The organism is Nocardia sp., from assembly GCF_025465275.1.
In the GTDB taxonomy this organism is placed as follows: domain Bacteria; phylum Actinomycetota; class Actinomycetes; order Mycobacteriales; family Mycobacteriaceae; genus Nocardia.
On record NZ_JAODNK010000025.1, the window covers coordinates 41,045 to 61,286 of the forward strand.

Sequence of the window (20,242 nt, forward strand, 5' to 3'; positions counted from 1 at the left end):
GGAGCACTGTGCACAGTGTTGGCAAACCTGTGAAAAACTCGGCACACGTAGAGGGTTCGCCTCTCGGTGCCGGGTTTTTTGCACTGCACGGGGGAGTTGTCCCCAGGTCGAAGGGAACGGTGGACTGACCGGATGTACGTGCGGACCCTGTCGCTGCGCGATTTCCGGTCCTGGGAGGCCGCCGAGCTCGAATTACCACCGGGTCGAACGGTTTTCCTGGGTTCCAACGGCAACGGCAAGACGAATCTGATCGAGGCCGTCGGCTATCTGTCCACACTCGGTTCCCACCGGGTGTCGGCCGATGCCCCGCTCATCCGGCTGGGTGCGCAGCGCGCCCGGATCGGCGCGACCGTGGTGAATACCGGTCGTGAGTTGCGGGTGGATATGGAGCTCAATCAGGGCTCCGCGAATCGTGCGCAGATCAATCGTTCGCCGGTGCGGCGGCCACGCGAGATTCTGGGGATTCTGCAGACGGTGTTGTTCGCGCCGGAGGATCTGGCGCTGGTGCGCGGCGACCCGTCCGAGCGCCGTCGGTTCCTGGACGAGCTGGCCACCGCGCAATTGCCGCGGCTGGCCGGTGTGCGCGCGGATTACGACAAGGTGCTGCGGCAGCGTTCAGCGCTGTTGAAAACCGCTGGGCGGCATGCGCGTTCCGGGTCGCGCGGTGCGGAGTTGAGCACCCTCGATGTGTGGGACGGGCATCTCGCGGCGCACGGCGCGGTGCTGCTGGCGCATCGGCTGCAATTGGTCCACGAACTTTATCCACATCTTGCACAGGCCTATGGATCGATTGCGCCGGAGTCGCGACCTGCGTCGATCGCCTACCGAAGTGGTTATCTGCCTGTGGAATTCCAGGATCCGGCGCGGACACCGGAGCCCGGTGACGACGAGGCGCTGGAAGCGATTCTGCTGCGCGAGTTGGGGAATGCGCGCCAGAAGGAATTGGAACGCGGGGTGTGTCTGGTCGGTCCGCATCGTGACGATCTGGAACTGATGCTGGGCTCCGCCCCCGCCAAGGGTTTCTCCAGTCACGGCGAGTCCTGGTCGTTCGCACTGGCTTTGCGTCTCGGCGCGTTCGAGCTGCTGCGGACGGCGGGCACCGATCCGGTGCTGATTCTCGATGATGTGTTCGCTGAACTGGATCGCCGTCGCCGTGCCGCGCTGGCGGCCGTGGCCGCCGGGGCCGAGCAGGTATTGATCACGGCCGCGGTGGCGGAGGACGTGCCGGCGGAGCTGGCGGCGACGCCGCTGCGGGTAGAGACCACCGGCGAGGCCGATCAGCGGGTGTCCCGAATCGCGGAGTAGCCGATCGGCTGGTGGCGCGAGTGCGACATCACGGCCTCGCCGAGCGTGTCTGTCGGCAGGATGCGGCAGAATCGCCGGGAACGAACCGATGATCTCCACAGCAGGTGATTTCCGAGTGGACCACCGCGCCGACGAAGGGATGAGTGCATGGCCGATCAGTCGCCAGCCGCCGATCCCGGCCGTCCGGCCGCAGCCGTGCCCGGTGCGCCCGGCGCCGCCGGTCCCGAATCCGAGCTGCGCGGTGTGGATCTGGCCCGTCGAGCGCTGGAGGAGGCGCGCGCCGCCGCTCGTGCCGCCGGTAAGTCCGTCGGCCAGGGTCGTGCGTCACCGCGTACCGGCGGGGTGCGGGCACTCCGGGGCCGCCGCCGCGGCTGGTCCGGTTCGGGGCCCGACGAGCGTGATCCGCAATTGCTCGGCGCACTGACCGGAAAGCTGGCCAAGGGGCGCGGCTGGTCCGGCAAGGTCGCCGAGGGCATGGTGTTCGGCCAGTGGGCCAAGGTGGTGGGGGAGGACATCGCCTCCCATGCGCAGCCGGTGTCGCTGGAGAACAATGTGCTGAGCATCCAGGCGGAGTCGACCGCGTGGGCGACGCAGCTGCGGATGTTCCAGTCGCAGATTCTGGCCAAGATCGCCGCTGCGGTGGGGCACGGGATCGTCACGCAGTTGCGTATCAACGGCCCGATCGCGCCGAGTTGGCGCAAGGGTGAGCGTCACGTGAAGGGACGCGGTCCGCGCGACACGTACGGGTAACCGCTCGGAATCGCTTGTGCGGCAACCCCGCTGTCCTGGTCAGCTGACCGTTTCACGTGGAACATCGCCGAAAACGGCGGGCCCGGCAAACTGTGCGCGACGTCTCCGCAACTCGATCTTCGCGCACTTCGTCGCTAACTCGTCGTTCGGCCCGCTCGATAGCCCGCTGAAGCTCTCCGGACCCCCGTCACCCATGACCGGACATATTGCTGGTCGATTTCACGCACCTACGGCGCACACAGGGGTGTCATAGGTGCATTCTGTGTCGGTCGTACCAGTAGGATGTAGGAGTAACTAGCGGCGATACCTCCCGGCGCGTTCGGCGACAGCTCGCGCGTGGACCCGTAACCCTCGAGCAGACATGCCCCGGGGCCCCACGCGTGCTCACCGTTCAGCGCTCGGAGGATCAGCAAGTAAGGAGAGCTACCGACCAGTGGCTGCCATGGACTCCAACGCAGACGGCTCGACCAAACCCAAGTCGGGCACCTACGGTGCCGACTCCATCACTGTCCTCGAGGGCCTCGAAGCCGTTCGTAAACGGCCGGGTATGTACATCGGCTCCACGGGTGAGCGCGGTCTGCACCACCTGATCTGGGAGGTTGTCGACAACTCGGTCGACGAGGCGATGGCGGGTCACGCCACGCGCGTCGATGTCACCATGCTGGCCGACGGCGGTGTCGAGGTCGTGGACGACGGCCGCGGTATTCCGGTCGCCATGCACGCGCAGGGGGTGCCCACCATCGAGGTGGTCATGACGCAGCTGCACGCGGGCGGCAAGTTCGACTCCGACTCCTATGCGATCTCCGGTGGTCTGCACGGCGTCGGCATCTCGGTGGTGAACGCGCTGTCCAGTCGCTTGGAAGCGGACGTCGATGTCGACGGCTATCACTGGACCCAGGAATACAAGGATTCCAAGCCGGGCAAGCTGGTGCAGGGTGACGCCACCAGGCGCACCGGTACCACCATCCGGTTCTGGGCCGATCCGAATATCTTCGAGACCACCGTCTACAACTTCGAGACGGTCGCGCGCCGGCTGCAGGAGATGGCGTTCCTGAACAAGGGTCTCACCATCACCCTGACCGATCAGCGGGTGGCCGAGAGCGATGTCACCGACGAGGTGGTGAGCGATACCGCCGAGGCGCCCAAGCATCTCGACGAGAACGCCCCGGTCGCGACGCCGAAGGTGAAGACGCGGACCTACCACTACCCCGGTGGGCTCGAGGATTACGTCAAGCACATCAACCGCACCAAGACGCCGATCCACAATTCGATCGTGGCGTTCACGGGCAAGGGCACCGGCCACGAGCTCGAGATCGCGATGCAGTGGAATTCGGGCTACTCCGAGTCCGTGCACACCTTCGCGAACACCATCAATACGCACGAGGGTGGCACGCACGAGGAGGGCTTCCGCTCGGCGCTCACCACTGTGGTGAACAAGTACGCGAAGGACAAGAAGCTTCTCAAGGAGAAGGACGACAACCTCACCGGTGACGATATCCGTGAGGGCTTGGCCGCCATTGTCTCCGTGAAGGTTTCCGAGCCGCAGTTCGAGGGCCAGACCAAGACCAAGCTCGGCAATACCGAGGTGAAGTCGTTCGTGCAGCGCGCCTGCAACGAGCATCTGGCGCACTGGTTCGAGGCCAATCCGGCCGATGCGAAGACGATTGTCAGCAAGGCTGTTTCGTCGGCGCAGGCGCGGGTCGCCGCGCGTAAGGCGCGAGAGCTGGTGCGCCGCAAGTCCGCCACCGATCTGGGCGGTCTGCCCGGCAAGCTGGCCGACTGCCGCTCCAAGGATCCGGTGAAGTCCGAGATCTACATCGTGGAGGGCGACTCCGCCGGTGGTTCGGCGAAGTCCGGCCGTGACTCGATGTACCAGGCGATCCTGCCGCTGCGCGGCAAGATCATCAATGTCGAGAAGTCCCGTATCGACAAGGTGCTCAAGAACAACGAGGTCCAGGCGATCATCACCGCCTTCGGCACCGGTATCCACGACGAGTTCGATATCGCCAAGCTGCGCTATCACAAGATCGTGCTGATGGCCGACGCCGACGTGGACGGCCAGCACATCTCGACGCTGCTGCTGACCCTGCTGTTCCGCTTCATGCGCCCGCTGGTCGAGCAGGGGCACGTGTATCTCGCGCAGCCGCCGCTGTACAAGCTCAAGTGGCAGCGCACCGAGCCGGAGTTCGCGTACTCCGACCGGGAGCGCGACGGTCTGCTCGAGGCCGGCCAGGCCGCGGGCAAGCGAATCAACAAGGACGACGGCATCCAGCGCTACAAAGGTCTGGGCGAGATGAACCCGAAGGAGCTGTGGGAGACCACCATGGATCCTTCGGTGCGCGTGCTGCGCCTCGTCACGCTCGACGATGCCGCCGCTGCCGACGAGCTGTTCTCCATCCTCATGGGTGAGGACGTGGAAGCGCGTCGCAGCTTCATCACTCGCAATGCCAAGGACGTTCGGTTCCTCGACGTTTAGCGGAGCCAGGGGTTAGGGGTTCGATTCCCCTGACCCCCACCTGCGTCGAGTACCTCCCCAAAAGACTTCCTACGGAGACCAATTCATGACTGAGACTTCGCTTCCGCCTTCGGGCGGCGACCGTATCGAGCCGGTCGATATCCAGCAGGAGATGCAGAACTCCTACATCGACTACGCCATGAGCGTGATCGTCGGGCGCGCGCTGCCCGAGGTGCGCGACGGTATGAAGCCGGTGCACCGCCGGATTCTCTACGCGATGTACGACAACGGGTACCGCCCCGATCGCAGCTATGTGAAGTCCGCGCGCCCGGTCGCCGACACCATGGGCAACTACCACCCGCACGGTGATACGGCCATCTACGACACCTTGACGCGTATGGCCCAGCCGTGGTCGCTGCGCTACCCGCTGATCGACGGCCAGGGCAACTTCGGTTCCCGCGGCAACGACGGCGCGGCCGCCATGCGTTATACCGAGTGCCGCCTGACTCCGCTGGCCATGGAGATGCTGCGCGAGATCGACCACGAGACGGTCGATTTCACCCCGAACTACGACGGTAAGACCCAGGAGCCGACGGTGCTCCCGGCGCGGGTGCCGGCGCTGCTGATGAACGGCTCCAACGGTATCGCCGTCGGTATGGCCACCAATATCCCGCCGCACAACCTCACCGAGCTGGCCGAGGCTATCTTCTGGGCGCTGGAAAATCACCAGGCGGACGAGGAAACCACCCTCGAGGCGTGCATCGAGCGGGTGAAGGGTCCGGACTTCCCGACCTATGGCCTGATCGTCGGCACCCAGGGCATCAATGACGCGTACCGGACCGGTCGCGGCTCGGTCAAGATGCGCGGTGTGGTCGAGATCGAGGAGGACGCCCGCGGGCGCACCACGATCGTCATCACCGAACTGCCGTACCAGGTCAATACCGACAATTTCATCAATGCCATTGCGGAGCAGGTGAAGGACGGCAAGATCGCGGGTGTCTCCGACATCCACGACGAGTCCTCGGACCGTGTCGGCATGCGCATCGTGGTCACCGTCAAGCGGGACGCGATCGCGAAGGTGGTGCTGAACAACCTCTACAAGCACACCCAGCTGCAGACGTCGTTCGGCGCGAACATGCTGTCGATCGTGGACGGGGTGCCGCGCACGCTGCGCCTGGATCAGATGATCCGGCTGTATGTGAACCACCAGTTGGAAGTCATCATCCGGCGCACCAAGTACCTGCTGCGCAAGGCCGAGGAGCGGGCCCACATCCTGCGCGGCTTGGTGAAGGCGCTCGATCAGCTCGATGCCGTGATCGCCCTGATCCGTCGTTCGGCCGATACCGATACCGCGCGCACCGGCCTGATGCAGTTGCTGGAGATCGACGAGATCCAGGCGACCGCCATCCTGGATATGCAGCTGCGCCGCCTGTCCGCCCTGGAGCGGCAGAAGCTGGTCGACGAATTGGCGAAGATCGAGCTCGAGATCGCTGATCTGCTGGACATTCTGGCGAAGCCGGAGCGGCAGCGCGCCATCGTGCGCGACGAGCTGACGGAGATTGTCGACAAGTACGGCGACGATCGCCGCACCAAGATCATCGCGTCGGACGGTGAGGTGACCGACGAGGACCTCATCGCCCGCGAGGATGTCGTCGTCACCATCACCGAGACCGGTTACGCCAAGCGCACCAAGACCGACCTGTACCGCTCGCAGAAGCGCGGCGGCAAGGGCGTGCAGGGCGCGGGTCTCAAGCAGGACGATCTGGTCCGGCACTTCTTCATCACCTCCACGCACGACTGGCTGCTGTTCTTCACGAACAAGGGCCGGGTCTACCGCGCCAAGGCGTACGAGCTGCCCGAGGCCAGCCGTACCGCCCGCGGTCAGCACGTGGCGAACCTGCTGGCCTTCCAGCCGGACGAGAAGATCGCCCAGGTCATTCAGCTGACCACCTACGAGGACGCCCCGCACCTGGTGCTGGCGACTCGCAACGGCCTGGTCAAGAAGTCCCGTCTGACCGACTTCGACTCCAACCGCACCGGCGGCATCGTCGCGGTCAATCTGCGCGATGGTGACGAATTGGTCGGCGCGGCACTGTGTTCGGCCGACGATGATCTGCTGCTGGTGTCGGCGCACGGCCAGTCGATCCGTTTCTCCGCCAATGACGAGGTGCTGCGCCCGATGGGCCGTGCCACCTCCGGCGTGCAGGGCATGCGTTTCAATCAGGCCGATGAACTGTTGTCGCTCAACGTGGTTCGCGAGGGCGACCAGAACTACCTGCTTGTCGCGACGGCCGGTGGGTACTCCAAACGCACGGCGATCGAGGAGTACACCGCGCAGGGTCGTGGTGGAAAGGGCGTATTGACCATTCAATACGACGAGAAACGTGGCAGTCTGGTCGGTGCGCTCATCGTCGACGACGAGGATGAGCTGTACGCCATTACATCCGGCGGCGGTGTTATCCGGACTGTGGCCAAGCAGGTTCGCAAGGCTGGACGCCAGACCAAGGGTGTGCGATTGATGAACCTCGGCGAGGGCGATACCTTGCTTGCGATCGCGCGTAACGCGGACGAGCCCGACCAGGTTGCCGAAGATGACACCAGCGGTTCGGCGAAGCAGTAGTTTCACCCCAGCAGCGGCGGCACAACGGATCGAAGGATTCACCATTGACCAATCAGCCGAATGACCAGCGTGGTCATGCCAATGGCGTGACCGAGAGAATCGCTCCGTCTCCGATTCCGCCGCGGCCTATTCCGCGACCGGGTTCGGGAAACGAGGGCGGTGTGCCGCAATCCAACGAGATGCCGGACAACTCCGGCGATTTCGCGCCGGAGGCCACCGGGCGAATGAGCGATCCGACGGAGGTGACCGCCCCCGAAGGCGTGGACGGTCAGTCCGGTGGCTCGCCCTACCAGGACGGCGGGTGGTCGCAGCTGCCGCAGCGGGAACCGCAGTCCAACCTGTACCGGCCGGGTCAGGCCCCCACCACCGGCAGGCCCGGCAGTGTGGGCCTGAACGCCGGTGTCTCCAATGCGCGCACCACCGCCGATCTGGCGGCCAAGGCGGCACGCAAGGAGGCCGCCATGGTGAAGTCCGTCGGCATCGACGGACCCACCCGCAGCATCGCCCGGCCGGAACTGGTGAAGGATCTGCCGGATCTGTCGGAGATGCGGCACCCGCTGCCCCCGCCGGAGCCCATTCCGCCGTCCGGTCCGGTATCGCCGTCCGCTCCGGCGGCGGTGGCCGCCGCGGCCGCCAGCGGTGAGCCGCTGCGGGCGACCGTGCAGGTGCGCCATATCGACCCGTGGTCCACGTTGAAGGTGTCGCTGGTCATCAGCGTCGCCCTGTTCTTCGTGTGGATGCTGGCGGTCGGCCTGCTGTACCTGGTGCTCGAGGGCATGGGTGTGTGGGGCCGGCTCAACAGCACCTTCACCGACATGGTGTCGGACAGCTCCTCCTCGGGGCTGATCGATGCCGGCACGGTGTTCGGCTACGCGAGTGTCATCGGTCTCATCAATGTGGTGTTGCTGACAGCACTTTCGACGGTCGGCGTGTTCGTCTACAACCAGTGCACCGATCTGGTCGGCGGCATTCAGGTGACCCTGTCGGACCCCGACTAGAGGTTCTTCGAAACGGCTGGTCCCGCCTGTGATTTCAGGACGGTGACCAGCCGTTTTGCGTATCCGCGCTTCCTTCGGGTAATCTTCAGCCTCGGTTCGGGTGACACATTCGGACCAGGATGAGGGCCTATAGCTCAGGCGGTTAGAGCGCTTCGCTGATAACGAAGAGGTCGGAGGTTCAAGTCCTCCTAGGCCCACTCCCGAACATCACAGTAGGGTGGGATTCATGCTGAAACTTCTCCTGACTATCGGCTTTGCCGCCGCGGTGATCTTCGGAATCAGCAAGCTGCGCCAGCGAAGCGATGCGGACCTCTGGCACGAGGTCACCACTCGCTGATCCTCTCCGGGATCCTGTGGAGACACAGACATCCCGGCCGGGGGCCTTAGCTCAATTGGCAGAGCACTGCCTTTGCAAGGCAGGGGTTAGGGGTTCGATTCCCCTAGGCTCCACAACTTCCGGCGCAGGTCAGAGAGTGTTTCTCGCTCTCCGGCCTGTTCCTATCCACATCCTCTATCCACATACGTGGACAGAGGGGCAGCGGTCCACAGTGAATCTGAGGGGATTCGACGCAGACCTAAGAGGTTTTCGTCATGTCGGCACCCACCGCCACCACTCCCAAGCGCACCCGTAAGCGCAAGGCCCCAACCGCCCGCGTCTATGTCCGCAGCGACAAGACGATCGGTTACCAGATCCGCTACCGCATCGAGCGCGACGGCAAGGTGACTGAAGCATCTCAGATGTTCGACGACCTCCCCGCGGCTACCCGATGGGCGAAGCTGCTCGCCGAGGTCGGCCCGGCGTCGGCTGAGAAGATCCTCGCTGCTCAACTCCAAATCGCTGCGACACCGACGATCACGATCGGCGATTACCTCCGGCAGCGCGTCGGTACGTTGACCGGCATCGAGAAGGCCACCGGCCGAAAGTACCTGCGGTACATAGCGAACGATATCGACGGATTCCTTGTCGACGGCGAAACGTCGATGGGTAGCCTGCCTCTCGACGCCTACGACGAAGACCTCGATGCCGCGTGGGTGATGTATCTGCAATTCGAGGCGTGCAACAAGCCCGGTCGGCGACCAGGCAACTCGCCCAAGACAATCCGCAATAAGCATGGCTTTGTAAGCGAAGCCCTGGCCGCGGCGGCGCGGCGTCGGCCGAACCCGCTCGTGCCGTACAACCCCTGCGCGTACACGCGCCTGCCTAAGGTTTATCCGAAGGAACTCGACTACTTCACCTCGGCTGAGTACGAACTATTCGAGGCGCTGCTCGCTCCACAGTGGCGGGTACTGCTCGAATTCGCCGTGATGTCCATGGCCAGGCCTGGCGAGATCTACGCCCTGACGGTCGGCGACGTGAACCGCGAGACCGGCGCAGTCAGAATTACAAAGGCATGGAAGTACGACGACGGCAGACTCTTGCTCGGCGCACCGAAATCCCTGCGTGGCGTGCGGACCGTGTATGTACCGCTGGAGACGATCGCGCGCCTCGACCTCGACCGCCCCGCTGACAAGCTTCTGTTCTCCACAGGCAAGGGCACCCCGCTCTCGGTGCACGACGTCGCTAAGCGCATGTGGGGACCGGCATTACGCCGTCTGGAAGCGCTCACACGCGACGGAAAGAATCCCGGCGGCATCTACCTGTTCGGCAACCTCGCGCATTGGGAGGGCGAGAGCCCAGCCCAATTGCTCGCCCGGTTCGGCACGGACGTTGTCGAGAAGCTGCTCGCGAAGACGATCACGCCGTACACAACCCGCCACACCGGAATCAGCTGGAGATTGCAAGACGGAACACCGATTTGGGTCGTGAGCCGCGACGCCGGCCACGAATCCCAAGCCACCACAGACAAGCGATACGGCCATATCGACAGCAGCGCATCGGTCGCCGCCGCGCAGACCGCCGCCGAACGCCTGCCCAGCCTGCGGCGAGGCGTAGTCGACCTCGACCTCGCGCGCCGCCGCCGCGAGGTGCGTGCCGGGCGGCTCGGCGAAATCGACGCCGTCGCTGACGGATTCGAGGCGGTCTGGATGTCCGCCGAGGGTCGCATCGAATCCGAAGTGTTCGACGACTACGAGGTCGCCGTCGACCATGTCGCTCGGCACGAGACGGGCGAGGCGCTCGCCGCATGATTCCCGCCGCCGGGGTCCGAACCACTCGGACCCCGGCGGCGCTTTCTATTTCATTACCTGCTCACACCTGAAATGAAATCAAAATGTCTGCTGGTAGCACCTGCATTTTCCCGGTTGGCGCCGATGTCTGTGGCGTTCCGGTTACCCCGCGCCCCGGCCCTGGCCGTCCCCGAACCTATTGCGACAACCCGCAACACACCGCGCTTGGCAAGCACCGTTACGAGCAGCGCGTCGCGAAGGCCCGCGCCGCGGCCGAGCAGCCGCCCGCCACGGTCGCAGAACGTGTAGCCGTACTCGGCGCCGCGGTCGCTCGAATCGAACGACTCAAGGGTGAACTCGTCGCCGAGCTCGCCGACGCCGAGGAGCTCGTCGCCGACCTCGCAGACAGTGAACAGAATCTCGCGGACCTGGACCGTGTCGAAACCATCGCCCTTGCTCGCGTGCGCCAAGCAGAGGCCGCGCGGCAGGCATCAGACGTCATAGCTGAGATTGCCCGCGAGGATGCCGCACAGGCCCAGCGGAACACAGCCGAGGTTCGAAACGAGGCCTCCGACGCCGTCTCTCGGATGCGAACGGACTGCGATCGTGAAGTCGCACGGGTGCTCGCAGTCGCCGATGCCGAGATCACCCGAGCCACGACGGCCCAAGTCCTCGCCAAAGATCGTCCGCGGCGGCGGATCTCAGCGGTTTAGTCGACGTCCTCGCGGCGGCCGGCGGCGGTGACGAGGCCGACCCCCGCGAGCAGCAGCAGACCGGGCACACCCCAAACGAGCATGACAGTCGGGAAGTACGCCTCAAGAGCGTCACTGTCCGTGAGGAGAAATGCGGCGCCAGTGACCGAGATTCCGATGCCGACAATACCGATGCCTAACAGCCCTGCCGTGGTGAGGCGTGGCGATTCGGGATCGCGCAGGCTGACCAGAGCCGCCGTGAAGACAATCACGCCACCTACGAAAGGCCAAGCCAGGTACAGCCAGGTCAAGGCCTCCGATCCCGGATCGTGCAGGTCCATCATGTCGTCGACCTCGACTCGCGACACATCACCGAGCAGCCACACCAACCACGCTGCTGTTCCCATGGCGAGGTTGACGGCCGCCCACAAATTCGCTGCGGCGACTTCGACCGAACGGCTAGCGGATACGAACCGCACTGCGGTGCGCGCCTGCCGGTGTGTGTCGAGTGCACGCTGAATCCGTTCGCGGACCCGTCGGTCTTGGAAGATCACCGGCAGGCATATTTTACCGAGCGTCCACCACGCGGCACCGGCGAGCAGGACATGCCATAGATCGGTCACGTTGGCGACGGTGGACACACGAGGATCTATCGCCTCGTCAACGATGTTGAGGCGCACAACGAACGCCACCGCTATTGCACACAGACCGATAGTCAGTACAGGTGCGCGGCGACCACGAACGCTAATCAGGCGGCCAAGGACGACCGCCACCAGAGGAACCAAACCCACGAACATGACCGGATGTTACGAGTACCCACCGACATTCGTGATGAAACTGGTTGATGCATCACATACCGAGCTGTCTGCGTAGCTCTCGACCGGGGGAGGGTTGCGGGTAGTCACCGGTTGCCAAGCGGCGCAGAACCTCATCGAGAAGCTCGCCAGGCGGGATGTTTAGTGCCGTAGACGCCTCGATCAGATCTGCGATCGAGGCCTCACGCAAGCCGTCCTCTGTCCGCTGGTACGTGTTGCGGCCCCAGCCCAATCTTGCCCAAAATTGGGCTCTGGACAACTCGGCCGCCTCCCGGCGGACGCTGAGCGCCTTCCCAAAAGCCCTGTTTACGTTGCCCCGATCCATGAGATCAGGCTATCTCATGGGTTGATCTTGCCGCGCCCAGATCTGGGCCGTAAGGTTTGCGGTGCGTTGACTCGGCGGGGTGAAGGGCAGCACGCAGGGTTCGGCGACTCCATCGGGAACGGAGCCGCAGCGCGGTAACTCAGGTGGAGGACCAGTGAAATACGCGATGCCGGAAGATGATTCAGCCGATGACGATCTGCGCCCAATGGGGCGGGGGCTGTTCCGATCTTCGGGGCGCGCAATTTGGCAAGCGCGAAGCGATCAACGTACCGAGGAACTGACCGACCTGCTGGCGAGCGTGATCCGGATGCCGGCCTCGCGGTTCATCCTTGAGGTTCAGGCCCGAGGGCACGACCCGGTGCGAGTGCTGAACGAACTAACCCCCGAGTTCCAGCGCCTTTTTCAGTAGTTCTCCAAGCTCGACCCCCAATGCGGTGCTGATCCGCAGCATCTGCGGCATTCGCATGGATGACTGCCCGGTCTCGAACCGGCCGATGGTCTTCTTGCTGATACCTGTTCGCTCTGCGAGTTCGTCTTGCGTCATCTTGTTTCGCTCGGCTCGCATGACCATGATCGCCTTGCCTAACGCCAGATCTAGCTTGCGCGCGGCCTCATCCATGTCGTCGTCCCGGTCGCCGGGGTCGGCGGCTGATGTTTTCATGTGTCCATTTAAGGGCCAAATCTGACCATTGCACAAGTGTGGCCGTCAGGACACTCTTTTGTCCTGCTGGTTGCCGGGAGGTCTCTGGGCAGTCCTTCTATGGGACATCTTCGGCTTGCAAAGGGACAATTCTGTCCCTAATGTGGTCAACATGTTCCCTATCAACACGGCTACCGCGGCAACCGTTCGCGACGCCATCGCGCAGGCCGAGCGGACCGAGGTATCCGTCGCCAAGGGCGCACATATCACCCCGTCGACATGGCAGCGGCGTATCCATGGCAGAACCTCCTTTACCGTGAACGACCTGAGCCGGATCTCTGCCGACCTCGGTGTGAAGATCGGCGACTTGGTCGACACCATCGCGGACAAGCTGCGATGACCTCCACCGATGAGCTGCGGCTCTACACCCTGAGTGAGACCGCCGAACGTCTTCACGTCACCGTGGATTGGCTTACGAAGCGTGTTCGCGCTCGGCGTCTGCCCGCGCGCAAAAGCGGGCGTGACTGGACATTCTCGGCAGCCGATATCCGGGCCGCGATCGAGGCCATGGCGGTACCCGCGACATACGAAACCCTCACCGAGGCAACGGAAGTTAGCCGAGGGGGTGCCGACCGATGATCGCCCCTACTGCTGAGTACGAAACGTTCTCACTCGAAGAGGCTTGTGCGCTCACGGGCGCGCCATCGCCCGATTGGATGTCTCGCTTGCTCAACGCTGGTGAGCTGACGGGAATCCTTTCGGGCACGTCGTGGCGGATGACGCATAGCGACATGGCTCAGGTTGTTGCCCACATGCGCGGAGTCGCTGAACGGCATGTCGCCGAACGCGCAGCCAGACGCGCAATCCAACACCCAGAACCCGCGCAGAACATGCCGCCTAACGCCGCCGGACTGTCAGCACGCAGCGCGTCCCGCCTTCGCCGCCGCGCCGCCACCCCCTGATTTTCCGCGGTGCGGCGCGCGTCGATGTCGCACAGCGGATCGCGTGACCGGCTGGAGGGACCGCCGGGCGACCCCCTCACGCCCAGCTCCACCGATCACGCACCACATCAAAACGCACGAAGCCGATTGGAGGACAACACATGATCACCGTGCTCGCCGTTGCCGCGCTGTGGTCGCTCGTCTCAGTGGCCGTACTTCCCGCGCTGTTGCTCGCCTTCTTCCGGCCGGCACCCGAAGCGTCGCGAAACCTTCGCAGCATGTCGGCCGTTTCGACCAGCCTGCTCGCCCTCGTCGTCCTGACGCTCGGCGCGCTCTGGGTGGTCTGGCCATGACCGCAAACGCAGCGACGCCCGGCGCGAACCATTCCGCGCCGGGCGCCATCCAAACCGCTACCTCAACTCCGCGCGCCGAGGTGCAACTCGTCGCGCACGAAGCAACGAACGGAATCCTACCTATGACAAGCACACTCGCCGCCGCTATGGCGGCCGAGATGCACGACGCCGCCGTAATTCGGCTGCGCGAGGAGTCATCCGCCGCCCTGTTCCGTGGCGATCTCGACATCGCGGCCGGCCTTGAGAAGGCCGCCGACGATCTCGACGCCGCCCAGGACCAGATCGGCGGTACCCCATGAGCGAGACAGCCGAGGTAATCGCTGACCTCTGCGACCGGGTGCACACGTTGTACGCCGAGCTGGATATCGCACACGCGAAAGCTGCGGCCGAGTCCGGAGCGGTACTGGATTTCGCGGACGAGCTCGCTGCCGCTGACAACACCGAATTCTCACCTGCGGTGGCCGCTGGTCGACTGCGCTGCCTCGTCCGGGGGCAGTGGTGACCATGTCCGCAGTGGTGCTGATCAGCGCCAGCCTCCTAATACTCGCCCTCGCCGTCGCCGCGCTCGTGGACCTGCTGATGAATACACCTCTGCCGGTGTGGATCTCGTGCCCGAACTGCGACGGGCGCGGCGTGATGGACCGCGACATCAGCGACCCGCACACCTGCAGCGCATGTCAGGGCTGGGGGCGGGTGCAGGACGTCGACACGGCGCATGACCTGGCCGAGGAACCTGCGCAACTGTTCCCGTCGCGACTACGGCGCCAGGTGTGCCGCGCGTGTAGCGCTCTGCGCACCCTGACGAGAGGCAACCAGTGATGTTCCATCATATGACCGCAGCCGATTTCGACCAGATGCACGCCGGCACCCGCGACACTGTCGACGACCTGATCAAGAACCTGATTTTGGTTGGTAAGCGCTGCTCGTGCGGCGAGCCGATCGACTCGCAACGCCACATGACCACCATCGTGGGCTACCTCGGCAGTCAGTACAACGCGGCTGATTTAGCGCTGTTGCTCGCCGAAGCCCTGACGCGTCTCGCCCTCGCGCAGGGGGCGCTATGAGGTGGGAGGACCGCGCTGCGTGCGCCGGATTCCCAACCGAGTGCTTCTTTGTGGACGGCCGAAATAGCGACCCCGAACGTCAGGCATCGGTGCGGGTCGCGGTGCGCGTGTGCGTCAACTGCGACGTGCGCAAAGAATGCGCACGTCTCGCGCAGAGCATCGCTGCGCGACAAGGTGTTTGGGGCGGAGTCGACCTCGGCGGCGGGCAGCGCGTCCCGCCGAACTCACTGAAGCTATTGGACCTTGTGGCCGGGGTGGAGGCCGCCGCGTGACCGCGCCGACTGTGCCCGGCGTGTATGCCGGTGTGCCCGAGCACGTTTACCACGGCGATCTCGGGTCGCTGTCCTCGAGCGGCGCCCGCCGCCTGCTCGAACTCGCCCCCAAGGAGTGGCTGTACGAGCGTGACCACCCGGAAACGCGCGAGCCCACACCCGAGATGGAAATGGGTACCGACGTTCACACCGACGTTCTGGGCGTCGGCCCCCGTCGAGTCGAGATCAAGGCACCAGACTTCAAGAAACCTGCAGATCAGAAGCGCCGCAAGGAAATCCGGGCCCGCGGGGAAATCCCGCTACTCACACGCCAGATCGCCACTGTCGAGGCTATGGCCGAAGCAGTGCTCACCGACGCCGACGCCGGTCCGTTGCTGGCGTCCGGAGTTCCCGAACTCAGCGCGTACGGCCGCGATCCGATCACCGGCGTAATGATGCGCGCCCGGACCGATTGGGTCCACGAGCGCAGCGGCGGCCGGATCGGAATCGACCTCAAGACGTGCGACTCGTCGAGCCCGGCCGATTTCGCCGCCGAGGTGCGCCGCTGGTCGTACCACGTTCAACAGGCCTGGTATGAGCAGGTTTTCGCCGAGGCCGGCCAACCGCTCGACGCGTTCGTGTTCGTCGCCGTCGCCAAACGCCGCCCGCACCTGGTAGCCGTGCACGAGCTCAAGCCGCGCGTCGTCGACCTCGGTCGCGACATCGCCCGCCGTGCCCTCGACAAGTACGCGCGATGCATCGAGCACAACGAATGGCCCGGCCACGGCCGCGGCTTCCATCAAATCGACCTCCCTGATTGGGAATTCAAGAAGGAGCTGTACCGATCGTGACTACCGCAATCGCTATCGCCGAACCTGTCGACGCCGCCTACGTTCCGGCCACACTGGACCCGCTCGATGCCCTGGTGCGCTACACGCAGATGCTCGCCGTTGCGAAGGAATTCGCCGAGTACATCTGCATGACGCCGATGGTCCCGGCCATCTACCAGGGCAAGCCCAAGCACGCGACCGTCGCAATCCTGCACGGTGCCGAACTCGGATTGAACCCGCTGCAATCGCTGCAACAGATCTTCACAGTCCATGGGATGCCCGCGATCTACGCGCGGACCATGGTCGCTCTGCTCAAGGCAAAGGGCCACCGATTCAAGACGGTCGAGGCCGGACCCGACCGGGTCATCATCACCGGCACCTCGCGCGACGGCCGCGACACCGAAACGAGCGAGTGGACGATCGAGCGCGCCGACCGGGCGGGCTATATCCCGAAGCTCGACCCCGAGACCGGCGAGTACGTCAAGAACAGCAACGGCAAGCAGGCCGGGAATACCAAGTACCTCACCGAGCCCGAAAACATGCTGTGGGCCAAGGCTGCGGCGACTGTGTGCCGTCGCCTCGCGCCTGACGTGCTGCTCGGGATCTCGCGCACCGTCGAGGACCTCGAAAGCGAGCCCGAGCCGATCCATGTGCAGTCCGAGCGAGTATTGCCCGCCGAGGTGCTCGCCGCGAGTGCGCCGGCCGATCCTGTCGCGGCGGTGCAGACCTGGACGCCGCCCGCTGAGCCCGCAGAATCGAGCGTGAAACCGGAATCCGAGCAGGTCACGGACTCGGCTAAGGCCTCTCCCGAGGTGCCCACCGAGAAGCCGTCTACCCGCATCCAGCAGCGGAAGATCGCGCGCCTGTTCAACGAGCGGGGCGTCGAGGACGACGCCGTGAAGCTGGTCGCCGCCGGCACTTTCCTCGGCCGCGAGATCACCTCGGCGGACGCCATCACCTTCGACGAGGCGATTCGGCTGCTCGCTCACCTTGAGGAGCTGCCGATCGCGCTCGACAGCGTTGCCGAAGCAACGGGCGACTGGGCCAGCGATCGAGCCGACCTCGAGGGCGGTGAACAGCAGTGAGCGCGCAGATTCCGCCGATGAGCGACGACGAGGCGCGCGCACCGGCGAGCCTCTGGGAAGTCGGTTTCGAGTACCTCGTCGATTCCATGCGCACCCAGGCCACGTACACCGACCGTGCGCACGCGGCGCAAACGGCGCTCATGTTCTTCACTGCTGCGCAATCGCGCGCCCTGCTGGACCTCGGCGCGCTCGTTGCCGAGCAGCGCAAAGCGAATGTGATCGCAGCGTTCGAGGCTCGAGTCATCAAGGACGACGCCGAGTACATCCAAGCCCGCGAAACCGTGCGTGCGGTTCTCGGCCTCGATACCAATTCGACAGGACGGCCCGAATGAATACGACCATCACCGTCGGTACCGCCGACTTGCGCCAGGCCCTCGTTGCCGTCCGGCCGCATGCGTGCAGTGACAAGGACTTTCCGGAGATCAACCGCATTCGGCTGACCGTCGGCACCGGGCACGTCACGGTGTCCGCGACCGACCGATTTACTGCGGCGCTCGCGGATGTGTCCGTGTGGGATCACGACGGCGAGCCCGTCGAAATCGTCGAGCTGCTGCGCGATGACGTGGCGAAGCTCCTGTCGATCTTCGGTGCCCCCGGCAAGGATTCCAGCGACGAAGGTCCGCAATACCTGCTGCGACTCAAGATCGGCGTCGACCAGGTGGAGGCCGTCGACTGCTCGGGGCTCGATGTCGGCGTCGGCCGCGAGTACCTGTTTCCGCGCCTCGCCACCGAGGATGCGCTCAACGTGGTGCCCCAGCTGATCGAGCGCGCCCATTTCGGTCAGCTCGTCATGGTCAACGACATCACAGATCTGACTGTCAGCGGCGACCACCTCGCCCGCTGGAAGGACGCCGCGAAAGCGTACGGCGAGCGGCTCACTGTCGAGACTCGCCAGGGCCTCTCGACGCGCTCGACAACGGTATTCATCCGGTGCGGCGAGTCGTTCCTCGGCGCGATGGTTTCGCAGCCGCTGCTCGATGAGGACAAGGACAAGGCCCGCGGGTACGCCGATCGCTGGAGCGCACGCCTGCCCGAGATCGCCGCCGCCGCACCAGTTTCCAGCACCTAGGCCCTCGACCGTGATTCGCGCCGGACGTTCAGCGTGAGCGTCCGGCGGCGACCCGAACTCGGGATTGCCTCAATACGAAAGGAGGACGGCAGATGGCACGTATCCGGACTATTAAGCCCGAGTTCTGGGACTCGCCCGGCATCGAAACCATGCATCCGTTCTCGCGGTTGCTGTTCGTCGCCATGTGGAACTGGGCCGACGACTGCGGCCGAGGCAAGGCCGAGGCCCGCGAACTCATGGGTTTCGCATTCCCTCGCGACGAAGACATGACGCTCGCGGTGTTTCGTGGGTACCTCGGCGAAGTCCGCCGAGTCTTCGGAGTGCATTTCTACAAGGTCGCCGGACGCTCGTATTACGCCATCCCGTCCTGGGACAACCACCAGAAGATCGACAAGCGCTCTGGTGCACGGTGGCCCGGGCCCGAGGAGGGCGACGAGTACGAACCGGCTACGAACCGCCCAAGCAGCTCAGAATCTGCGCAGGTGGAGGTCGATTCGGAGAGTCTCGCCGAGCCCTCGGCGGAACCCGCCGAGTCTGCGCCGAGCCCTCGGCGGATGCCGGGCGCTGGAACAGGGGAACAGGGGAACAGGGGAACAGATAAAGAACAGCCCCCCTCACCCCCCGCGGCCACCTCACTTGCGCTCGTGCCCGCGAAACCGAGCGGGGGCAAACAGATCGCGCAGCGGCTCAACGCAACCGCGCGCAGCGCACCAGCGCATCAGATCGCGGTCGCGTTCAACGACAGCCTCGATACGCCGATCGAATCGGGCCTACTCGCGAAGGTCGGCATCGAAATCGACAACTGCCTCCGCGCCGGGATACCGCCGCTCGCCATCGCGGCCGGCCTCAAAGCCTGGACTGCCTCGGACTCGTGGAGTCCCACGCAGATACCGAATTTCGTGCACAAGGCCACCAACGCACGAGGCCGGCCCGGTCGATCCAAACCCACCGAAAGGGCAGTCGACGCCATGACCGCCGCCGAGGAACTTCTACGGGAGGTGACAACCCATGGACATCGCAGCCAGTGAGGCCGCCATCCGCGCCGCCGCCGCGGCCTGGTCCCGCGCCCGCATCTACGACGACAAGCTCGGCGACGCCGACAAGGCCAGACTCGCCGCATGGGCCGAGAGCATTGAGCGCTGGGAGCTGGACGCGCCGGACCTGGTCGAGGGCGTTATGCGCTACTACGAGAGCAACACCGAGGGCCGCACGATGGGCATCGGCGATCTGCTGCACCATGCGCGCGAGCACCGGCGCCAGCGGGCCGAGCGCGAAAAGGCCGCCCAGAGCGGCGATGCCACCTCGCTGCCCGCTGGGACCGGTCAATATGCGGGACTGCCGATCAGCGCAACTGGCGCGCCCGTCAGGGCTGCCTACGACGTTGCGGGCGCCGTGGACCGCCAATGCCCGAATTGCGATGCCGCAATAGGCGACCCGTGCACCTCGGCGGCCGGCCTCGGGCAACGCATTCCGTGCCTGGCCCGCATAACCGGTCGCTCGGCCGCTGTGCACGTCGTAGGACACCGATCATGACCGCCGCCATCCTCGAACTGCCCTGGACAGCACCGCCGCTCACGCTCAACCAGCGGCGCGCGACGAAGGGCGCGATGTTCGCGCACGCCCGGACGGTGGCTGAGGTCCGCGGTACGGTTCACCGCCTCGCACAGGGCGCCCAGCTGCCGCGCGATCTCGCACACGTCACGGTGCAGCTGCACTATCGGCCGCGCGACAACCGCCGACGCGATACCGACAACCTTGTTGCCACCCTCAAACCGGCCTGCGATGGGCTCGCCGCCGGTACGGCGAAGTATCCCGGGTATGGCCTTGTCGCAGACGACATCCCGCGATTCATGGCGAAGCCGGAGCCGATCATTCACCCCGCAGAGCGCGGCAAGGTCGGCGCGCTGTGGCTTGAGATCACCTGGGATACCGAGGAGGCGTGA

Annotated in this window: 27 protein-coding genes and 2 tRNA genes; 26 read left to right on the plus strand and 3 right to left on the minus strand. The window is 65.0% G+C overall.

The window, feature by feature from the left end; genetic code table 11:
* Nucleotides 1-132: 132 nt before the first annotated feature.
* The 10 genes from recF to JWN03_RS05790 all read left to right on the plus strand — a co-directional run bounded on the left by recF (nucleotide 133) and on the right by JWN03_RS05790 (nucleotide 10,947).
* Nucleotides 133-1,305, plus strand: coding sequence for a DNA replication/repair protein RecF (recF, locus tag JWN03_RS05745; protein WP_297610756.1), 1,173 nt, complete (start codon nucleotides 133-135; stop codon nucleotides 1,303-1,305).
* A 147-nt stretch (nucleotides 1,306-1,452) separates the two neighbouring features.
* On the plus strand, nucleotides 1,453-2,055 hold the full coding sequence (locus tag JWN03_RS05750; protein ID WP_297610759.1) for a DUF721 family protein: 603 nt from the start codon (nucleotides 1,453-1,455) through the stop codon (nucleotides 2,053-2,055).
* Between the two features lie 442 nt (nucleotides 2,056-2,497).
* Nucleotides 2,498-4,531 (plus strand): DNA topoisomerase (ATP-hydrolyzing) subunit B, encoded by a 2,034-nt coding sequence (gene gyrB / locus JWN03_RS05755; RefSeq protein ID WP_297610762.1) that lies wholly within the window; start codon nucleotides 2,498-2,500, stop codon nucleotides 4,529-4,531.
* Nucleotides 4,532-4,616: 85 nt separating this feature from the next.
* Nucleotides 4,617-7,130: a DNA gyrase subunit A gene (gyrA, locus tag JWN03_RS05760; protein ID WP_297610765.1), complete on the plus strand. Its 2,514-nt coding sequence runs from the start codon at nucleotides 4,617-4,619 to the stop codon at nucleotides 7,128-7,130.
* Between the two features lie 161 nt (nucleotides 7,131-7,291).
* Nucleotides 7,292-8,128, plus strand: coding sequence for a DUF3566 domain-containing protein (locus JWN03_RS05765; RefSeq protein WP_297610768.1), 837 nt, complete (start codon nucleotides 7,292-7,294; stop codon nucleotides 8,126-8,128).
* Nucleotides 8,129-8,251: 123 nt separating this feature from the next.
* Nucleotides 8,252-8,325: transfer RNA gene (locus JWN03_RS05770), tRNA-Ile, on the plus strand.
* Nucleotides 8,326-8,354: 29 nt separating this feature from the next.
* Nucleotides 8,355-8,465, plus strand: a complete 111-nt coding sequence (locus JWN03_RS05775) for a DLW-39 family protein (protein WP_297610770.1) — start codon at nucleotides 8,355-8,357, stop codon at nucleotides 8,463-8,465.
* Nucleotides 8,466-8,505: 40 nt separating this feature from the next.
* A tRNA-Ala gene (locus tag JWN03_RS05780) sits at nucleotides 8,506-8,578 on the plus strand.
* A 141-nt stretch (nucleotides 8,579-8,719) separates the two neighbouring features.
* Nucleotides 8,720-10,255, plus strand: coding sequence for a site-specific integrase (locus JWN03_RS05785; RefSeq protein ID WP_297610773.1), 1,536 nt, complete (start codon nucleotides 8,720-8,722; stop codon nucleotides 10,253-10,255).
* Nucleotides 10,256-10,338: 83 nt separating this feature from the next.
* The gene (locus JWN03_RS05790) at nucleotides 10,339-10,947 is read left to right on the plus strand and encodes a hypothetical protein (protein ID WP_297610776.1); all 609 of its coding nucleotides are present in this window, start codon (nucleotides 10,339-10,341) and stop codon (nucleotides 10,945-10,947) included.
* On the opposite strand, the gene JWN03_RS05795 is transcribed toward JWN03_RS05790, so the two are convergent.
* Entirely contained in the window at nucleotides 10,944-11,723 is a 780-nt protein-coding gene (locus JWN03_RS05795) for a hypothetical protein (protein WP_297610779.1), read from the minus strand. The genes JWN03_RS05790 and JWN03_RS05795 overlap by 4 nt on opposite strands.
* Before the next feature lie 52 nt (nucleotides 11,724-11,775).
* Nucleotides 11,776-12,066, minus strand: coding sequence for a helix-turn-helix domain-containing protein (locus tag JWN03_RS45420; protein WP_366914367.1), 291 nt, complete (start codon nucleotides 12,064-12,066; stop codon nucleotides 11,776-11,778).
* A 154-nt stretch (nucleotides 12,067-12,220) separates the two neighbouring features.
* Here JWN03_RS45420 and JWN03_RS05800 point away from each other — a divergent pair, with 154 nt between their 5' ends.
* Nucleotides 12,221-12,475, plus strand: coding sequence for a hypothetical protein (locus tag JWN03_RS05800; protein WP_297610782.1), 255 nt, complete (start codon nucleotides 12,221-12,223; stop codon nucleotides 12,473-12,475).
* Here JWN03_RS05800 and JWN03_RS05805 read toward each other — a convergent pair.
* Nucleotides 12,443-12,727, minus strand: coding sequence for a helix-turn-helix domain-containing protein (locus JWN03_RS05805; RefSeq protein WP_297610785.1), 285 nt, complete (start codon nucleotides 12,725-12,727; stop codon nucleotides 12,443-12,445). The two genes, JWN03_RS05800 and JWN03_RS05805, sit on opposite strands and share 33 nt — an antisense overlap.
* A gap of 151 nt (nucleotides 12,728-12,878) precedes the next feature.
* Here JWN03_RS05805 and JWN03_RS05810 point away from each other — a divergent pair, with 151 nt between their 5' ends.
* The 15 genes from JWN03_RS05810 (at nucleotide 12,879) to JWN03_RS05875 (ending at nucleotide 20,242) form a co-directional block, all read left to right on the plus strand.
* Nucleotides 12,879-13,106, plus strand: coding sequence for a helix-turn-helix domain-containing protein (locus tag JWN03_RS05810; RefSeq protein ID WP_297610787.1), 228 nt, complete (start codon nucleotides 12,879-12,881; stop codon nucleotides 13,104-13,106).
* Nucleotides 13,103-13,345: a helix-turn-helix domain-containing protein gene (locus JWN03_RS05815; protein WP_297610789.1), complete on the plus strand. Its 243-nt coding sequence runs from the start codon at nucleotides 13,103-13,105 to the stop codon at nucleotides 13,343-13,345. Before JWN03_RS05810 ends, JWN03_RS05815 begins: the two co-directional genes overlap by 4 nt.
* A 463-nt stretch (nucleotides 13,346-13,808) precedes the next feature.
* Nucleotides 13,809-14,000 carry a hypothetical protein gene (locus JWN03_RS05820; protein WP_297610791.1) on the plus strand — a complete coding sequence of 64 codons (192 nt, stop codon included), beginning with the start codon at nucleotides 13,809-13,811 and terminating at the stop codon, nucleotides 13,998-14,000.
* Between the two features lie 122 nt (nucleotides 14,001-14,122).
* Nucleotides 14,123-14,299: a hypothetical protein gene (locus tag JWN03_RS05825; RefSeq protein WP_297610793.1), complete on the plus strand. Its 177-nt coding sequence runs from the start codon at nucleotides 14,123-14,125 to the stop codon at nucleotides 14,297-14,299.
* The gene (locus JWN03_RS05830; protein ID WP_297610795.1) at nucleotides 14,296-14,502 is read left to right on the plus strand and encodes a hypothetical protein; all 207 of its coding nucleotides are present in this window, start codon (nucleotides 14,296-14,298) and stop codon (nucleotides 14,500-14,502) included. The genes JWN03_RS05825 and JWN03_RS05830 overlap by 4 nt, the downstream gene beginning before the upstream one ends.
* 11 nt (nucleotides 14,503-14,513) lie before the next feature.
* Nucleotides 14,514-14,819, plus strand: coding sequence for a hypothetical protein (locus JWN03_RS05835; RefSeq protein WP_297610797.1), 306 nt, complete (start codon nucleotides 14,514-14,516; stop codon nucleotides 14,817-14,819).
* An 11-nt stretch (nucleotides 14,820-14,830) separates the two neighbouring features.
* Entirely contained in the window at nucleotides 14,831-15,064 is a 234-nt protein-coding gene (locus tag JWN03_RS05840) for a hypothetical protein (protein WP_297610799.1), read from the plus strand.
* The gene (locus JWN03_RS45425) at nucleotides 15,061-15,336 is read left to right on the plus strand and encodes a WhiB family transcriptional regulator (protein WP_366914368.1); all 276 of its coding nucleotides are present in this window, start codon (nucleotides 15,061-15,063) and stop codon (nucleotides 15,334-15,336) included. Before JWN03_RS05840 ends, JWN03_RS45425 begins: the two co-directional genes overlap by 4 nt.
* On the plus strand, nucleotides 15,333-16,166 hold the full coding sequence (locus tag JWN03_RS05845; protein ID WP_297610801.1) for a PD-(D/E)XK nuclease-like domain-containing protein: 834 nt from the start codon (nucleotides 15,333-15,335) through the stop codon (nucleotides 16,164-16,166). Before JWN03_RS45425 ends, JWN03_RS05845 begins: the two co-directional genes overlap by 4 nt.
* Entirely contained in the window at nucleotides 16,163-17,230 is a 1,068-nt protein-coding gene (locus JWN03_RS05850) for a hypothetical protein (protein ID WP_297610803.1), read from the plus strand. The genes JWN03_RS05845 and JWN03_RS05850 overlap by 4 nt, the downstream gene beginning before the upstream one ends.
* Before the next feature lie 17 nt (nucleotides 17,231-17,247).
* On the plus strand, nucleotides 17,248-17,562 hold the full coding sequence (locus JWN03_RS05855) for a hypothetical protein (RefSeq protein ID WP_297610805.1): 315 nt from the start codon (nucleotides 17,248-17,250) through the stop codon (nucleotides 17,560-17,562).
* Nucleotides 17,559-18,299, plus strand: a complete 741-nt coding sequence (locus JWN03_RS05860; RefSeq protein WP_297610807.1) for a hypothetical protein — start codon at nucleotides 17,559-17,561, stop codon at nucleotides 18,297-18,299. The genes JWN03_RS05855 and JWN03_RS05860 overlap by 4 nt, the downstream gene beginning before the upstream one ends.
* 92 nt (nucleotides 18,300-18,391) lie before the next feature.
* Nucleotides 18,392-19,327, plus strand: coding sequence for a hypothetical protein (locus tag JWN03_RS05865; RefSeq protein WP_297610809.1), 936 nt, complete (start codon nucleotides 18,392-18,394; stop codon nucleotides 19,325-19,327).
* Nucleotides 19,308-19,832, plus strand: coding sequence for a hypothetical protein (locus JWN03_RS05870; RefSeq protein ID WP_297610810.1), 525 nt, complete (start codon nucleotides 19,308-19,310; stop codon nucleotides 19,830-19,832). Before JWN03_RS05865 ends, JWN03_RS05870 begins: the two co-directional genes overlap by 20 nt.
* Nucleotides 19,829-20,242, plus strand: coding sequence for a hypothetical protein (locus JWN03_RS05875; protein WP_297610812.1), 414 nt, complete (start codon nucleotides 19,829-19,831; stop codon nucleotides 20,240-20,242). The genes JWN03_RS05870 and JWN03_RS05875 overlap by 4 nt, the downstream gene beginning before the upstream one ends.

Coding starts and splice junctions, on each gene's coding strand:
- JWN03_RS05865 (WP_297610809.1), top strand. CDS start 18,392: ATGGCACGTATCCGGACTATTAAGCCCGAGTTCTGGGACTCGCCCGGC.
- JWN03_RS05805 (WP_297610785.1), bottom strand. CDS start 12,727: ATGAAAACATCAGCCGCCGACCCCGGCGACCGGGACGACGACATGGAT.
- JWN03_RS05815 (WP_297610789.1), top strand. CDS start 13,103: ATGACCTCCACCGATGAGCTGCGGCTCTACACCCTGAGTGAGACCGCC.
- JWN03_RS05825 (WP_297610793.1), top strand. CDS start 14,123: ATGACAAGCACACTCGCCGCCGCTATGGCGGCCGAGATGCACGACGCC.
- JWN03_RS45420 (WP_366914367.1), bottom strand. CDS start 12,066: ATGGATCGGGGCAACGTAAACAGGGCTTTTGGGAAGGCGCTCAGCGTC.
- JWN03_RS05750 (WP_297610759.1), top strand. CDS start 1,453: ATGGCCGATCAGTCGCCAGCCGCCGATCCCGGCCGTCCGGCCGCAGCC.
- JWN03_RS05860 (WP_297610807.1), top strand. CDS start 17,559: ATGAATACGACCATCACCGTCGGTACCGCCGACTTGCGCCAGGCCCTC.
- JWN03_RS05795 (WP_297610779.1), bottom strand. CDS start 11,723: ATGTTCGTGGGTTTGGTTCCTCTGGTGGCGGTCGTCCTTGGCCGCCTG.
- JWN03_RS05820 (WP_297610791.1), top strand. CDS start 13,809: ATGATCACCGTGCTCGCCGTTGCCGCGCTGTGGTCGCTCGTCTCAGTG.
- JWN03_RS05840 (WP_297610799.1), top strand. CDS start 14,831: ATGACCGCAGCCGATTTCGACCAGATGCACGCCGGCACCCGCGACACT.
- JWN03_RS05790 (WP_297610776.1), top strand. CDS start 10,339: ATGTCTGCTGGTAGCACCTGCATTTTCCCGGTTGGCGCCGATGTCTGT.
- JWN03_RS05810 (WP_297610787.1), top strand. CDS start 12,879: ATGTTCCCTATCAACACGGCTACCGCGGCAACCGTTCGCGACGCCATC.
- gyrB (WP_297610762.1), top strand. CDS start 2,498: ATGGACTCCAACGCAGACGGCTCGACCAAACCCAAGTCGGGCACCTAC.
- gyrA (WP_297610765.1), top strand. CDS start 4,617: ATGACTGAGACTTCGCTTCCGCCTTCGGGCGGCGACCGTATCGAGCCG.
- JWN03_RS05785 (WP_297610773.1), top strand. CDS start 8,720: ATGTCGGCACCCACCGCCACCACTCCCAAGCGCACCCGTAAGCGCAAG.
- JWN03_RS05875 (WP_297610812.1), top strand. CDS start 19,829: ATGACCGCCGCCATCCTCGAACTGCCCTGGACAGCACCGCCGCTCACG.
- JWN03_RS05870 (WP_297610810.1), top strand. CDS start 19,308: ATGGACATCGCAGCCAGTGAGGCCGCCATCCGCGCCGCCGCCGCGGCC.
- recF (WP_297610756.1), top strand. CDS start 133: ATGTACGTGCGGACCCTGTCGCTGCGCGATTTCCGGTCCTGGGAGGCC.
- JWN03_RS05775 (WP_297610770.1), top strand. CDS start 8,355: ATGCTGAAACTTCTCCTGACTATCGGCTTTGCCGCCGCGGTGATCTTC.
- JWN03_RS05830 (WP_297610795.1), top strand. CDS start 14,296: ATGAGCGAGACAGCCGAGGTAATCGCTGACCTCTGCGACCGGGTGCAC.
- JWN03_RS45425 (WP_366914368.1), top strand. CDS start 15,061: ATGAGGTGGGAGGACCGCGCTGCGTGCGCCGGATTCCCAACCGAGTGC.
- JWN03_RS05855 (WP_297610805.1), top strand. CDS start 17,248: ATGAGCGACGACGAGGCGCGCGCACCGGCGAGCCTCTGGGAAGTCGGT.